7 protein-coding genes are annotated in these 16,207 nt (G+C 40.5%); 5 read left to right on the plus strand and 2 right to left on the minus strand.

Annotated elements, in window-relative coordinates; all coding sequences use genetic code 11:
* Complete coding sequence (locus tag IPJ09_21535; protein MBK7373950.1) at window positions 1-621, minus strand: rhomboid family intramembrane serine protease; 621 nt, start codon at window positions 619-621, stop codon at window positions 1-3.
* Between the two features lie 1,259 nt (window positions 622-1,880).
* Here IPJ09_21535 and IPJ09_21540 point away from each other — a divergent pair.
* Entirely contained in the window at window positions 1,881-3,122 is a 1,242-nt protein-coding gene (locus tag IPJ09_21540; protein ID MBK7373951.1) for a histidine kinase, read from the plus strand.
* Between the two features lie 754 nt (window positions 3,123-3,876).
* Window positions 3,877-5,172 carry a GHKL domain-containing protein gene (locus tag IPJ09_21545; GenBank protein MBK7373952.1) on the plus strand — a complete coding sequence of 432 codons (1,296 nt, stop codon included), beginning with the start codon at window positions 3,877-3,879 and terminating at the stop codon, window positions 5,170-5,172.
* 186 nt (window positions 5,173-5,358) lie between these two features.
* Here IPJ09_21545 and IPJ09_21550 read toward each other — a convergent pair whose 3' ends face one another.
* Window positions 5,359-6,342, minus strand: a complete 984-nt coding sequence (locus IPJ09_21550) for a cytochrome c (protein MBK7373953.1) — start codon at window positions 6,340-6,342, stop codon at window positions 5,359-5,361.
* 588 nt (window positions 6,343-6,930) lie between these two features.
* Between IPJ09_21550 and IPJ09_21555 the strand changes: the two genes are divergently transcribed.
* The 3 genes from IPJ09_21555 (at window position 6,931) to IPJ09_21565 (ending at window position 16,187) form a co-directional block, all read left to right on the plus strand.
* A complete protein-coding gene (locus IPJ09_21555; GenBank protein ID MBK7373954.1) occupies window positions 6,931-12,693 on the plus strand; it encodes a T9SS type A sorting domain-containing protein in 5,763 nt (1,920 codons plus the stop codon).
* 199 nt (window positions 12,694-12,892) lie between these two features.
* The gene (locus IPJ09_21560) at window positions 12,893-15,484 is read left to right on the plus strand and encodes a lysylphosphatidylglycerol synthetase family protein (GenBank protein ID MBK7373955.1); all 2,592 of its coding nucleotides are present in this window, start codon (window positions 12,893-12,895) and stop codon (window positions 15,482-15,484) included.
* 34 nt (window positions 15,485-15,518) lie between these two features.
* On the plus strand, window positions 15,519-16,187 hold the full coding sequence (locus tag IPJ09_21565) for a DUF998 domain-containing protein (protein ID MBK7373956.1): 669 nt from the start codon (window positions 15,519-15,521) through the stop codon (window positions 16,185-16,187).
* Window positions 16,188-16,207 lie beyond the last annotated feature (20 nt).

Below are 16,207 nucleotides of genomic sequence, written 5' to 3' on the forward strand. Positions count from 1 at the left end.
CTATTTACCGGTTTTTCTCCAATAGAGGATGATTAAAAAACCAAACAGGGCACCGCCTAAATGCGCATAATGTGCTATCTGAGTCTCTGCCCCACGTGCGAGCATAAAAAATTCCAAGGCGATACATAAGATCACCATATACTTGGCTTTCATCGGTATCGGGGGAATCAAAAGCATTAGTTGTGTATCCGGAAAGTACATCCCAAAGGCAACCAAAATACCAAATAAGGCTCCGGAAGCACCTACCACACTGCCAGGATGTTGCAGATACATGGCATATTGACCCGGACTGAGCTGGGATATCTCCAGATACCAAAAGACCACATGCAGAAAGATCGCTCCTAAACCACAAAAAAGATAATAAAATAAAAACCGCTTGGATCCCATAAAAGACTCCAACATGGGTCCGAAAGTCACCAGCATAAACATATTGAAGAAAAAATGACTCAGACTACCATGCATAAACATATGCGTAATGATCTGATAGGGTCTGAACTGGGGCGATGCGGGATAATACATCGCCAGGTCAGGCATATATTGGTATAAAGGCAGAATACTGACTACAAATAATATGGCATTAATGATCAGTAACTGTTTGACTACATCGGTCAGTCTAAGCATCGCGCAAATTTAGGTGATTTTATGCAGGTATTTTAAGATTCTTAGATCAGTAAGCAGGATGAAGCGACAAAAATCATCCCAATGCTTTATGTCTTAAGACACACCATCATATAAAGGTAAGAAGGGCATAGTTAAGCCTGGATGCTCATAGTGTCCTTCGTAGCGAGTGAGATCAATTTGGCTTTTAATCTTGTCTAGCAATGCCCGACTATGTACTCTTAGATCGATTGGATATATTTCGTGTATTCCTCACCTGCTTACATCAAGAATTTGATTTATCCAGTCAGTCTTTATTATTCAACCATAATCGTATATTTAAAACTCAATCAAACCTTCAAAATACTTACCATTCATTGAATTATGATCTCAGCCACCGTCCATACTCTGGCATTTTTTTACCAACCTTTTAGGTCAATAAGCAATAGGGTTATGACTATGATCCTTCGGTCCTTCCAAAGGATGAGACCCTCCAGCTGGAGATTAATGCCTGGGACTAAGGGAGTTTATTCTTTTAACGATCAATAATGAAATCACTATTTAATCTGCTTTTCCTTTTATTGTGGGTGATACCAGGCTCATATTGTCAAGGACAGCAGGATGGCAATCAACAGCACTTATTAAAAGTTGAGCAGGACACGAATCAGGTAAAGCTACTGATTCAATTAGCTAGAAATTATTATTTTATGAAGCCAGATACCTGTCTGGCATTAGCAAAAGAGGCCATTGTATTATCAAAGAGACTAGGTTACAGCTATGGTGAATTAGATGCATTGAATGTAGCTGGAGAATCTTATCGCTTCCTGGGCGATTTTCCACAGTCTTTAGAAATGCAGTTTACAGCCCTTCAAATAAACCAGAGAAACCATGATAAAAATGGTGAAGCGGTGACCTTAGGGTTTATTGGTTTTACATATATTGAATTCAACGAATTCCAACAGGGACTATATTATTTAAACCAGGCGCAAGAATTATTTATTCATCTTGCTGACTCTATCCGGCATACCCTTTGTATTTCTAATATTGGGAGTGCTTATGAAAGAATGGACAAACTTGACTCAGCATTATTATTTCAGCAGCAAGCCCGGGAAAACTCGATTCGTCTACCACATGGCAATTTAAAAATATTAATTCTGACAAGACTGGGGATCGTCTCTGCAAGATTAGATAAAAAAGTACAGGCCTTACAATATTACCGGGAAGCTTTACAGGATGCTTATGATATCAATGACAAAGTCAATCCTGGCAATATTCAGATCAAGATGGCAGAGGTATTCAATTCAATGAACGAGAGAGATTCCAGCTTGCATTATGCCCGACTTTCTTATCTCAATGGTAGTAGTATTGCCAGAAAACTCCAGGTCATGGATGCCAGCAACCTGTTGGTAAAATTGTATAGAAATAATGCTCCTGATAGTGTGATTTATTACCAGGATATAGCTATCGCGAAGCAGGACAGTTTATACGGACCTCATAAATTAAAGCAACTCCAATTGCTGATGCTGGACCAACTACAAAAACAACAAAAAACTCAACAAGAACAGCAGGCATATAAAAACAAAATCAGGACAATAGCACTGCTGACATTATTGGGATTTTTTTTGACTATAGCCATCATCCTTTTCCGAAACAATCAACATAAACAAAAAACAAATTCTATACTTCAGGACCAGAAAGATGAAATTCAGAAAAATTTGGCTTTATTAAAATCAGCTCAAGGTCAGTTAATACAACGAGAAAAAATGGCCGCGTTGGGAGAACTAACCGCAGGTATTTCCCATGAAATCCAAAACCCATTAAACTTTGTGAATAATTTCAGTGAACTAAGCAAGGAATTGATGGAGGAAGTTTTAGGAGAAAGGAAAAAGGAGAATGGAAAAAGGGATGAATCTCTGGAAGGAGAAATTTTAGGCGAAATCAAAGAGAACCTTTCAAAAATCCACTACCACGGCCAAAGAGCCAGCAGCATTGTAAAAGGCATGTTGGAGCATAGTAGAACCAATACTGGCAAAAAAGAACTGACCGATATAAATGTCCTGTTAGAAGAATATCTGAGGCTTTCTTACCACGGTCTACGTGCCAAGGATAAAGACTTCCATGCTGAAATGGTCATCGATTTTGATCCAAACCTATCAAAAACAGAAGTCATTCCGCAGGATATTGGAAGGGTGTTTTTAAATCTAATTAATAATGGATTTCAAGCAGTTGATGAGCAATCGAAAAAGGGAATTGAAGGGTTCAAACCAACACTTACAGTTAGCACAAAATCAGAGACTGACCGAATTATTATCTGCATTAAAGACAATGGCCCTGGCATTCCAGAATCCATCAATGACAAAATCTTCCAACCCTTCTTTACCACCAAACCTACCGGTCAGGGAACTGGATTGGGGTTGAGTTTGGCCTACGATATTGTTACAAAAGGGCATGGGGGTGCTTTAGAATTCATTTCAACTGTGGGGATTGGAGCGGAGTTTATAATTACTTTACCTTTAAAAAGTTAAAAAAATGGGTATATCAAAACGGCCATGGTGGAGAATACTGGTATTATGTGTTTTTACCATAATAAATATTACGGCACAACCTATACCTTTTAACAAAAAGCTTGTAGATAGCCTTACATATCTATTGCCTGCAATGAAAGACGATACCAATAAAATAAGCAACTTGATTTTATTATCACAAATGTACATTGCCAAAGGAGATTCGAACTTGATTATGAAATATGCAAATGAGGCACATTCTTTAGCTCAAAAAATCAATTCGACTGTAGGCAGAATTAGTGCACTTGGACAGATGGCTTATTACCATGCCACCACTGGCAATTGGCCTCAATCTATTCTTGAGATTAACCAAGCCATTCCTTTGACCCATGAAGTAAAGACTGAGTGGTCTATTTTTCTTTATAATCTAAAATTTATCAATTATGCTTCTAAAAACGATTTAAAGCAGGCAAGGATATGGGCTTTAAAAGCATTACAACACCCGGATTTTGAAAGCGGTAACGATTTAGTAAAATGGCCAACTTATATGCAATTGGGTTTATCGTATGAATGGGAAAATCGTTTGGATTCAGCACAGTTTTATGCTGATATTTTAAAAGAATACCTCAAAAAGTATGATGCAGTTGATTTGGAAGCTAATACTTATTCCTTATTAGGCAACATCGCACGCAAGAGGAAAAACTATGAAGAGGCTTTGTACTATTACCGACAAGGAGACCAAAGCCCAATTGGTTTAGCCTGGACTTATGATGAAATGAACAACTCCGATTCTTCTATATATTTTGCTAAATTGGCATTAAATACTGCTCAACAGAAGTATGATCCACGCATTATCTTAGAAAGCACACAACTTTTGGCTCGCCTGTATTCTGGAATTAGTCCTGCAACCAGCAATCAATATTTAAATCTTTATGTCAATACAAAGGATACATTCTATAATTCAAATAAGCTCAAACAAATGGAAGAGATACGGATTAATGAACAACAACTCCGTTTCGATCAAATTGTTCGTGAAAAAGCTTTAAGAAGTAATATCATACAATATTCTCTGATGGGTCTGGCTATGCTTTTATTAATTTCTGCTTTATTTTTTTATAGAAATAATCAGATCAAAAAGACCTCTAATAGGCAATTAGAAAAAGCATACAAGGAACTTACTGCAACACATGAAGCGCTCAAATCCACCCAATCGTTACTTATCCAATCAGAAAAAATGGCTTCACTTGGAGAGCTCACTGCAGGAATTGCTCATGAAATACAAAACCCTTTAAACTTTGTGAACAATTTTTCAGAGGTTTCTAAAGAGCTTGCAGAAGAGCTCAAAGAAGAAGCAAATAAAGAAACCATTGATAAATTACTCATTTCAGAAATAGCCAATGATATTGCGGAAAACCAAGTAAAAATCAATCACCATGGAAATCGTGCCAGCAGCATCGTAAAAGGCATGTTGGAGCACTCCAGAACAAGTTCAGGTAAAAAAGAACTAACTGATATTAATGCCTTAGCTGATGAATATTTACGCTTAGCATACCACGGTCTCCGTGCCAAGGATAAAGACTTTAATGCTGCATTGGTCACCGACTTCGACCCAAACCTCCCAAAAATAGAAGTCATTCCACAAGATATCGGCCGGGTGCTTTTGAACTTGATAAATAATGGATTCCAGGCTATTGATGAACAATCCAAAAGAGGAATTGAAGGCTACAAACCAACGCTTACAGTTACCACAAAACTTGAAAACGCCAGAGTGAAAATATCCGTAAAAGACAATGGCTCCGGGATCCCGGAAGAGATCAAAGACAAGATCTTTCAACCTTTCTTTACCACCAAAGAAGCAGGGAAAGGAACGGGCTTGGGCTTATCATTGGCGTATGATATTGTGAAGGCTCATGGAGGGACCATTGAAGTTAAGTCAAATTATTATCCTCCTGGAGGGGAAATCATGGTTGGAAGCCCGCCTTCCGGACGGACAGGTAATGAAGGTGAAACCCACCCGAATGCCTCGATCTATTGCGGTACTTCATTTATCATTCTAATCCCTATTGTCTGATTCACGCCCGCTCCGACTTCATCTTTCAGGCATACTGGCGCAGATTGTTGAGATTAAAAGATTACGCAGAATGAAAATAGAAAGAGATAGTAAAAAAAATAATCGGAGACACTTATGAGATTCACTATTCTCAAGCTTCGTAACCATACCACGGGTCTGTTTCCCTGCTGTCAGGGAGGGAGACTCTTATTTTGGCAAAGCTTCGCCTGGAGCAAAAACTGTTTTTACTACTGAATTTTTTACCGCAGGTATTGACTGTAAATATCTGTACAGCGCTTTGAGCTCTACTTCGTCCAATCTTGAAAAAGGCCCCCAGGGCATGGGCGAAGTCTCATATATCCTTCCTTGCCTGAATCGGTTGATAAAAGCTTGTTCAGTCCAATCTTTTAACCTGCTTGTTTCGACATCAGGAGTAAGATTGGGTGTGATAAAAGCAAATCCCTTGGAAAAAGCATCCGGCGGCATATGAAATCCACCGGCAAATGGTTTTCCAGTAAACTTGCCGGTTTTCAGATCTCTGTCTGTATGGCATCCTTTACAATTGGCTACACTATTGGCGATATAGGAGCCATATTCAATAGTGCTATCTATTTTGACTGTTTTAGGTGGCGTGCCTTCCGGAAAAATTGGCTGGATCATGCCGACAGCTTGAATGGCTTTACCCAAAAAGTTTAACGCTGAAGGTTCTATCTTGTTTTTTACGGCTGGTTGTGACCTCAAAAAGGAAATAATCGCAGTCAGGTCTTCATCACTCATGTTTTGAAATGGCATAAATGGAAAAATGGTTCTACCGTCAGAGCCTACAGAATACCTCATCGTTCGGGCTATTTCTCCATCGGTTAATTTACCGATACCGGTTTCAACATCGGGGGTTATATTTCTTGCGCGCATTATGCCCGGGTCAATAGGTAACTCCCAGCCTCCACATAGAGGAATGATCTCTCCGGCAGCTAATTCTTTCATTTTATTCATGTCTCCATGACATTCGGCACAATGCGCCGGTCCAAATACAAGATATTTACCTCTCGCAATGACTGCACTATCTGTACTTGCTTTGATGTCAGGATAGGGTGCTTCGTGTTTTTTGTTCCAGGTGGATTGGACGAAGATGAAAAATCCTGCGATGACTAATAACAGTATAGTCACCAGGTAAAGTAAGATTTTTTTCATGATGGTAATTGGGGTTAGTTGGATTGGTTAATAAATAAAAACGCTGACCTGCTTAAAGCAAGAAAGCTTATTGCATATGGATCCAAATATAAACCATAGGTTGCATTTATTAAAAAAATTGGCAAGAATTCTTGATCTCTTACACGGCGTATCGATGAATTAAAAAACAAGTCTTTCACTGGATTCATTTAAACATTTTTAATAAATTATGAATACCCTGAATACCACTGTCATGGTGTTTTCAGATTATTATTTGGTTTTCATTTCCATATTATTAGGTTAAGGATTATAATTCGGTCATATTTCAATTCGATACTGTTTTTATTAAAATTTATACCTGCTAATATGGTTTTAATACTTTGATCAACTACGAAAGAAAGCATGATTTTTAAAAATCAAATAATCTTTGAAAAATACAGGCACTTCAAAAAAGAGATATATTTAGGTAAGTTCTTTGAAAAATGAGTGATTATTGGTGAGAAGGGGTAACAAAATATAACGCTCAAATCAGATATTTTGGGTTATCCTGTGTGCGTCTTTGCGGATTGAAAAATTCATTTATGTAGTCCTTTCTAAATCATATTTAAAATGAAAAATTTCTTGTTTTTCACTTTTACTCTGATGCTCGCCATTTGGAGTACTATTCTTTTTAATTTTAATAATACTGAATCACCTAATGCTGGCACATATAATTCCCCGAAGGACGAATCAACCGCATTCGATTATGCAGGTCTTTGTGATAGCGTAACCATATTTACTCAGCAGCTAAGGACTGTGCCGGCCTCCTGTTGTTTTCAATTGATTATTAATAATAAACTTAGAAATGCCATAACCCAAATCAAACTGGATATTAATACAGCCACTTTTACCAATATTGTGGTAGAAGTTAATGCTGGGTGGATAGTCAGCCAAACTCTTCAAAAAGATATATTATTATCACACTCCTCAGGGTTTATACCACTGGGCGGGTCATCCCCTTTGACCTTTTGTCTTAAGGGCGGAAACAATCCGGATTCACTAAAAATTAGTTTTTCTTATTCTGCTTTAGGCACCTCCGGTACTTGTTCGATCAACTCCTTGCTTTGTTCAGATCCCCTGCCGTGTGATGCAGATTTTACTTTTGGCAATATCAATAGTTGTGGCAATGTTCAGTTTACCAACCAATCTACAGGATCTGCTCCTTTAACCTATAGCTGGACTTTTGGTGACCCCGGTAGTGGATCCGGTAACCTATCCAACGCACAGAATCCTAATCATCAATTCACCGCGTGTGGAATGTATTTGGTTTGTCTGAAAACTTCGGGTTCCGGATGTACTGATTCCATTTGTAAAACGGTCTCATACATAGACAATGTCAAACCTGTGATTACTTGCCCACCGTTCCTAAACCTGGCTTGCAATATCAATACCAACCCACCCGCTTCAGGCGTGGCTACGGCAACAGATAATTGTACCCCTGCCAATTCAATCCTGATCACCAGTTCCGATTTGGTGACCGGGGTCATGCCTTGCAATGCGACCATCACGAGAACCTGGTCTGCAAAAGACGGTTGTGGCAATATTTCTACTTGTCCTCAACGCATAACCATCAAGGATACTATTGCGCCGGGTATTATATGTCCCTCCAATGCGGTAGTGAATACCAATCCTGGTGTATGCTATTTTTCAGGCCCAATATCCCAACCCACAGGAGTAGATAATTGCAGCCAAAATGTGACCTTCACCTGTTCACTGATTACGCCGACCAGTTCTATCCTGATTACCTCACAAACCCAGTTTCCTAAGGGAGTAAATACTATCACCTGTTTTGCAAAAGATGGATGCGGAAACCAAAGTCAAAATTGCAATTTTAGCCTCACCGTAGTCGACAATGAAAAGCCAAAAATTATTTGTCCCTCAAACTTATCCCTGATAGGTACGATTAATCCTCAAGGTACCTGCACAGCGATCGTATCTAATCTGGCACCTACCGTCACAGATAATTGTCCTATGACAAACCTTAGTTACCTTTTGGCAGGAGCTACCTCCGGCCAGGGGAATGGCATGGCCAGTAATTTAAGTTTTTTGCAGGGAATCACTACCGTGACTTATAATGTAACAGATATGGCAGGAAATAGGGACTCCTGCAAATTTACGGTTACTGTGACTTGCGTCAATTCTTTGACTTGCCCTAACAACCTGGTACCTAATCCCAGTTTTGAGAGTTATACTATATGCCCGCCTGGTATTTCACCACCATTCACGGCAACGGGCTGGACATTGCCTACCGGGGGGACCTCAGATTTGTACAACAGTTGTGCCCCAATCAGCAGTAACGTAAATGCTCCACAAAATTCTTTTGGTCTCCAAAATCCCAGGACAGGCAATGGATATGCGGGATTTATATTGCGCCCTTCTAATCCTAACTATCGGGAATATCTCGAAGTGCCTTTGACAGCGACTTTGACAGCCGGACATACTTACCAGGTTTCTTTTTATCTAAGCCTTGCCGATCAGGCCAAATGGGCTATTGACAAGATAGGCGCATTTCTTTCCCCGACATCTGTAGGGCCTATAGCTACAGCACCAGTATTGCCGTATACACCTCAAATCATGAACCCTATAGGCAATTATATCACCAATAAAACAGGCTGGACGCTTATAAGTGGCAATTATGTAGCCACGGGCGTTGAAACTCACCTGGTGATCGGAAATTTTTATAATGATGCCCTGACCATTCCACTGATGGGGCAAGGTGGGTTTTATCCCGGCTCCTACTATTATATTGATGATGTATCCGTCTGTGAGAGCTGCGTCTCTCCTCCCTGCGATACCTGCTGTAAAGATGCAATGACTTTTAATGCTCTGGTCAATCAGGGTTTTACCGTGGTCAATCAGGATTGCCAGGTGACCGTCACTGCACCACAATTTGACAGCTGTTTTTTATTTAGCACTCCACCGGTATTGGATGGGGGGATAGCATCACAGGTCATTACCAATCCAAATGGTTCGTGGACCTATACCTTTACTCAAAGTGGTACACATCAGGTATGCGTCACAGTATTTGATGCCTGCCAGGTGAAGCAGATGTGTACTACAGTCAAAGTAAATTGCCCAATAGATTATTGTGACAGCATTTCGTTTTGGGTGGAATCGTTGAAGGCTATCCCTCCTGCCTGTTGCTTTAGATTGCATGTCGATAATAAGGCGAAAAACAAGTTTACTCAAATCCCATTAGTGCTGAATACAGCTCAGTTCAATTCCATCAGTGTAGATAATTTCAACGGTTGGATTGCGAGCCAATCCAATCCAGGCAATATCAATCTATCAAACAACGTATCCGGTTTTATTCCGGTCGGTAGTTTTACACCGCTTAGTTGGTGTATCTATAGTGGATCTAATCCGGATACCATTTCTGTGAAAGCAGAATTTCTGGTCGGTCATACCAAGGTGACCTGTGATACCAGTTTTGTATTCTTCTGTCCACCTCAGCCTGATACAGCCTGCGGTATTGGTTGTAAAGCAGATAGTATTTTATTAAACACCGGGGTGGATCACAGTACTGGTTTGTTTTATGCACCCGGAAGTCCTGATCCCTACTGGACCGTGACACAAACTCCCTATCCTGCCTACAGCTTGCCGAAACCTGCTTATGTGTTGGCTACCCCATCTTATTGGCACGATCAACCCAATGCTTCCATGCCTTGCTCACGTTGGATAAATTTTTCAGGTGGACCTTATCACTACGATGGCGGAATCTATGAGTTTACCCGATGTTTTTGTATTTGCAAAGATGGCGCAAGAATACAAATACATTTAAGTGCATTGGTTGACAACAAAGTTGACTTTACCCTTTGTGATAGCACGGGTACCACCCTGGCACAATTATTAAGTTCCAGTACATTCCTCAGACCTCCTGCTGACACTACTGTATCGTTGCTCCTGGATAAAGGAAGGTATTGTATCAAAGCCAGCGTATCTAATTATGGTCATACTTATACCGGGTTAAACGTATGTGGAAGCATAAAAGGGGATGGCCTGGTCAAAGAGATTTGTTGTGAGCCTTCCTCTATTATCGGTGTAAAATATTTGGACACTTCCTGTGTAGGCCTATCTTATAATGGAGGCCAGCCCACCCTGCAAGGATGGCAAATCGTATTGTGCAATAACCAGGGGGTGGCCATTGATACGGTGATCACTGATCCATCTGGGGCCTATAGCTTCAGCCCGTTACTTCCAGGCTTATACACCCTAAAAGAAATCAATCAATCCGGATGGACACCTTCACTGCCTTCTTCTGGCATATCCTCCATCTTCCTGGGAGCCAATCAGGTCGCACAAGTCAATTTTGCCAATTGTCCACCGGAAAAAGACAGTTGCTGTATGAGTAAAGCGACATTTGGTCAAAACATATTAAATGCGGTTCACTTTACAATAGCAGACTCTATTTGCAAAGCAAAGATTACGGTGCAAAGATTGCCCCTGTGTGATTCCATCCTACTGATCAATTGGGGAGACGGGCAGATCACGAATGGAGCATTTGCCAATGGGATGTGGATGCATACTTACACTCAAAGCGGCACCTATACCATACAGATTCCTATCGTCGAATATGGTGCTAATGGAAAACCTTGCTTTGATACTTTACTGAGCATTCCGATAGAAATTCACTGCGTTTGTGAATGCGGACGATATTTATTGGGTGCGGCGCAAAATGGTTTTGTAACGCCTTTGTCCTGCAATGATACGCTTACCTTGGGGTGCCCGGCATCACCTTCCTTGTCGATTAACGGACATTTTACCTGTGCGGGAGATTCATGCGTCACCCCCAATATTCAATGGACGCTATCAGGACCTTCGGTCAACCTCAGCGGCAGTACCTCACCGGGAAATATTCAAATAAATATCCCTGGTCCTTTAAATGCAGGGTATTATGTGCTGAATTTGCAGACAGTATGCGGCCAACAAAAATGTACTTGTAAAATTACCATCTTCCAGCGGCCATGTCCTGTGATCGATACCTGTAATATGTATTGTTCGGGTACCTCGTGGAGTCAGCTCAATACTTCCTGGATAGAGGATATGGTCGTCTTCCAGGGAAAACTCATCGTGGCAGGTCAGTTTAGTTCGATTGGCAACCCCCTCATCCAGGCTAACAATATTGCTGCCTGGAATGGATCTGTCTGGGCACCCCTGGGCAATGGATTAAACAATATGGTTAAAGATATAGAAGTACACAATGGTATATTATATGCTGGTGGTGATTTTACAATGGCGGGCAATACCTCAGCCAATAAAATTGCCAGTTGGAATGGATCCTCCTGGTCAGCGTTGCCACAAGGGGGTATCAATGGAGTTGCCAATAATGTCGAAGCCTTACTTTCCAGTGCGTGGGGATTGGTCGTGGGTGGTAAGTTTAATGCTGTTGGTTCTAGCGCTTTAACAGCCAATAATATTGCCAGGTGGAATCCGGTGAGCGGATGGGCTACTTTTGGTAGTGGATTGAATGGCCCTGTATTTGCTCTATCTCATTTCAATGGCAACATCGTAGCCGGTGGTCATTTTGGCAACTCTCCCGGAGGGCTTAACAATCTGGCTATCTGGGTTGGTTATTGGACCAAAGTAGGCGGTGGCGGTGCTGTCACTCTATCTACACCACCAATCATTAGCACCGAAGGAATTTATGCAATTACACAATACAAAAATGATTTAATCGTCGGTGGTCAATTTCCCTCAGCAGTTTCCACCACCGTGTTAAATGGCACCAAAACACAACATCTGGCACAGTGGAATGGTGCCTACTGGACTACGATAGGCATAGGTCCAAATCCTCCAGGAAGTTCTATTAACACAGGCAATGGAGTCTTTGCGTTAAAAGTGATTAATAACGAACTGTTAGTCGGAGGTCAGTTCAGTCAAATCAATGGTCAGAATATTGCTCAACTGGCCAAATGGAATGGAACCAGTTGGTCAGGTTTTGGACATCCTGCCAATGGCATAGTAAAAGCGATTGCAGTATCAGATTCAGGGGTTCAAAAGATAAACTGCAATCTTTATACGGGTGGTGAAGTGCTGTTCAATCAATGGAAATGCTCCAGCGTGAGTGCCGCTGACAAATCTCAACCCTATTCAATTTCGATTTATCCCAATCCGTCTAAGGGAAAAATCTATATTCAGTTTAATGAAGCACTACCGGGCAGGGTGCAGATTTCTTTATATTCCCTGATAGGTCAGCAGGTCGCAGATGAATCATTTGAAAATAATCATTTTACAAAATCTATAGACATTCATTCTTTGCCGGCTGCCACTTATCTCGTAAAGATTTCCACTGCAAAAGGTCATATCGTAAAGAAAATAATAGTGGTTGAGTAAATAAGCATTTTTAAAACATAAATTTGCTCTGCTTTATCCTGTGACAACAGTTTGGATTTAAAGAAGAATCAACCTTCCAGGGCAAAGCCTATATCTTTGTGACATCGTCCCTTCTCTGTGTTAGTAGCTCTATGAAGTATGATTTATACGTAAGAGTTAAACTACGGGGTAGCTGAGGTATCCTCATTAAAGCTTTAATTTGTTTTTTGTGATCAAGACCATTCCTTACATCAAAGAAAATAGAAAAATAATCGGCCAATTTATATTCAGTATTTTCTTTATAGGGACTGGTATTTGGTTTATTCAACACGAACAGGCTGAGCTGGTGTCGGTCAGAAACCACCTTAGCAGTGCTAATGCGTGGTGGGTTATTGCTGGTATAGGAGTGACTTTCTTATACATTCTTTTACAAGCTTTGATGTATATGACTTCTTTTGCTGCCATAGGAAACACGGTCGGTCTTGCCGATGCCATTATCCTCTTTTTGAAACGAAATTTTGTCAGTGTCTTTCTACCAGCAGGGGGTATTTCGTCCCTGGTTTTTTTTACAGACCCACTTAAAAAAAAGGGTATCAAAGAGACCCAAATCCTTTTCGCGTCAACGATATATGCTTTTGTCGGTTTTTTATCTGTAGCAGTAGTCGGTATTCCTGCGTTTATGTTTGCTTTGGTCAAGAATGCGTCCGGTGCTGGTGAATGGTTAGCTTTGATAGCCATTGTGGTGCTTAATGTTGGACTGGTGCAGGCTTACCGCTCGATGCTCCAACAAGGTAGAGCCTATAAGATCATCCTTAAGTGGTTCCCTTCGACGGAAGTGTTTTTGAATGATCTCGCGAGTAAAGGTATAGATCGAAAACAATTTTTGTTAACCATACTTTATTCCATCCTCATAGAACTAGTAGGTATTGTTCATGTATACATTGCTATGCTGGCATTGCAATTTTCACCAACACTATTCGCAGCGATCATGGGATATATCGTCTCGGTAGTGTTTTTGGTTATATCTCCTTTTTTGAGGGGACTTGGAGCCGTAGAGGTCTCCATGAGTTATGTTTTAATTCGATTTGGATTTGAGCCAGTGAGTGCTATTTCAATTACTTTTTTGTATCGCTTTTTTGAATTTTGGATGCCTTTGTTGGCCGGAGCCCTTTCGTTTCTTTTAAAAATCAATAAATTATTAATGCGTATTCTCCCGGCAATTTTTTTGTTTGGCCTGGGCATTATCAATATCGTATCCGTCTTGACTCCGGCGTTTAAGGATCGACTAAATTGGCTCAAGGATTTTTTACCGATAGAAGCTATTCATGCCTCCAACAATCTTGTGTTGATCACCGGATTGTTTTTGCTGGTGACCGCGGCATTCATGCTCAAAGGTTTAAGGACAGCATGGTGGTTTGGAGTGATATTGAGTGTGATCTCACTGATCGGCCATCTCACTAAAGCCATCGATGTGGAGGAAGCTTCCGCAGCTTTGCTGGTCATCTTGGTTTTAATGGCTACACGCAAAGAATATTACATTAAAAATAATCCGCACCTTCGACTGATTGGCATCCAGACTGCTTTATTAAGTATAGCAGCGGTCCTGGTATATGGCATCATTGGATTTTATTTTTTAGACAAAAAACATTTCGGAATTGATTTTGGTTTTATGCAATCTGTACGATATACCTTGCAGAATTATTTTTTGATCGGGAGCGAGGACCTTTATCCGTTAGGTTCGTTTGCCGACCATTTCCTGATGTCAATTAAAATCAGTGGCCTCTTTTCTTTTAGTTTTATGCTCTACACCCTGGTAAGGCCTTTTATACAAGAAAATACCTTTTCAGCTGAAGAAAAAGTCTTGTCGGATGATCTAGTATCTAAAGCAGGAGATTCAGCGTTGGATTATTTTAAAACTTACAGAGACAAACTGATATTTATCGCTTCCGACAAACAAGCATTTGTTTCTTATAGAGTGTCTGCCAATTTTGCGGTGGTTCTTGAAAATCCTGTAGCCATCAGCCGGGTAGTCAGGATTAATTGTATCAATGAATTTAATCAATATTGTTTTGAGAGTGGGTTAAAGAGTATTTTTTACAGGGTGCCGGAAGAAAGCCTTTCCGTGTATCGTCAACTCGGGTATAAACATCTTTTTTTAGGTCAGGTCGGTGTAGTAGATCTGGATTCGTTTTCATTAGAAGGTCCCGGCAAAAAATCATTACGCAATGCTTATAGGAAAATCAATGATAAAGGACTGCGGTCAAAGATCCATTTACCCCCTATCAAAGATGGTTTAATTCAAAAACTTAAATCTGTCAGCGACGAGTGGTTATTAGATACTCACCGAAGCGAAATCGTGTTTTCTCAAGGCATGTTTTTAGTGGAAGAACTAAAAAAGCAAACTATCATCACTGTCGAGAATACCGAAGAGAAAATTATTGCCTTTTTAAATATCATCCCTGATTATGTCAAAGGGGAAGCTACTTACGACCTGCTTAGAAAGACCAGTGACGCTCCCAATGGCGTCCTGGATTTTATCCTGCTGGACCTGTTTGCCTATTTGAAAACACAACAATTTACCTCTATCAATCTTGGTTTGGCCCCTTTGAGCGGCCTTGAAGATCCAAATACTTTTCCGGAGAAATCCATGAAGTATGCGTATGAAAAAATAAAATCATTCGCTCACTATAAAGGACTTCGGGATTTTAAAGACAAATTTTCTCCTGAATGGAAAAACGAATACCTGGTCTATTCACACGATTTTGATTTGCTGCAAGTTCCTTCTGTGTTGGCCAAAGTGATCAAACCATAATGTTTTCAAACCAACGGATTAGAATCAAATCAGTATGACGAATTCATTAGCGCAGCATACCAGGATTGCAAGCTTTGGAGCTGTGATGGCCTGTATAGGTGATTGGGTCGTTTTATTTGTCCTTGGTAGATATTACCCTGGTTACAGTCAACTGGAGCACAGCATCAGCTCCTTAGGTGCCTCCAATAGTCCGGTCGCCCAGTGGGCAGAGATCAGTTGGTTGATCATTGGGCTCCTGTTTATTTGGTTTGGTGTAGAATTTGGACGCCAGTATAGGGCTGAAGGAACGTATGCAAAAGTCGCATCCTGGTTGATCATTCTATATGGAGCAGGGGAAGGACTTGGCTCAGCTTTCTTCAAAGTAGATTCTTTACATCATTCCCTGAGTTTTATTGGGATTATTCATCAATTGACCAGCATCTGTGGCGTACTGGCCATCCTTCTGCTGCCTTTGGTCATAAAAAGATTATTTCCTTTTAGATCTATACCCGGATTTCCTTTTTTTTCCGACTTCGTTTTTGCTCTTGGTGGTGTCCTGCTTGGCTTATTTCTGTGCCGATTTTTTGTTCCAGCAGATCATCCAATAGTCCGAATTAAGGGTTTGTGGCAGCGATTACTGCTTTTTACCAACTATATTTATATCCTAACTGCCATTTATTTTATGTGGAAAACCAGTCGCTTCAGACCTGTTCACAAATCATAAAACAGGAGAAATGATAATTT

The sequence above is a fragment of the Saprospiraceae bacterium genome, from assembly GCA_016709995.1.
Lineage (GTDB): Bacteria > Bacteroidota > Bacteroidia > Chitinophagales > Saprospiraceae > JADJLQ01.

Coding starts and splice junctions, on each gene's coding strand:
- IPJ09_21535 (MBK7373950.1), bottom strand. CDS start 621: ATGCTTAGACTGACCGATGTAGTCAAACAGTTACTGATCATTAATGCC.
- IPJ09_21540 (MBK7373951.1), top strand. CDS start 1,881: ATGGCAGAGGTATTCAATTCAATGAACGAGAGAGATTCCAGCTTGCAT.
- IPJ09_21545 (MBK7373952.1), top strand. CDS start 3,877: ATGAACAACTCCGATTCTTCTATATATTTTGCTAAATTGGCATTAAAT.
- IPJ09_21550 (MBK7373953.1), bottom strand. CDS start 6,342: ATGAAAAAAATCTTACTTTACCTGGTGACTATACTGTTATTAGTCATC.
- IPJ09_21555 (MBK7373954.1), top strand. CDS start 6,931: ATGAAAAATTTCTTGTTTTTCACTTTTACTCTGATGCTCGCCATTTGG.
- IPJ09_21565 (MBK7373956.1), top strand. CDS start 15,519: ATGACGAATTCATTAGCGCAGCATACCAGGATTGCAAGCTTTGGAGCT.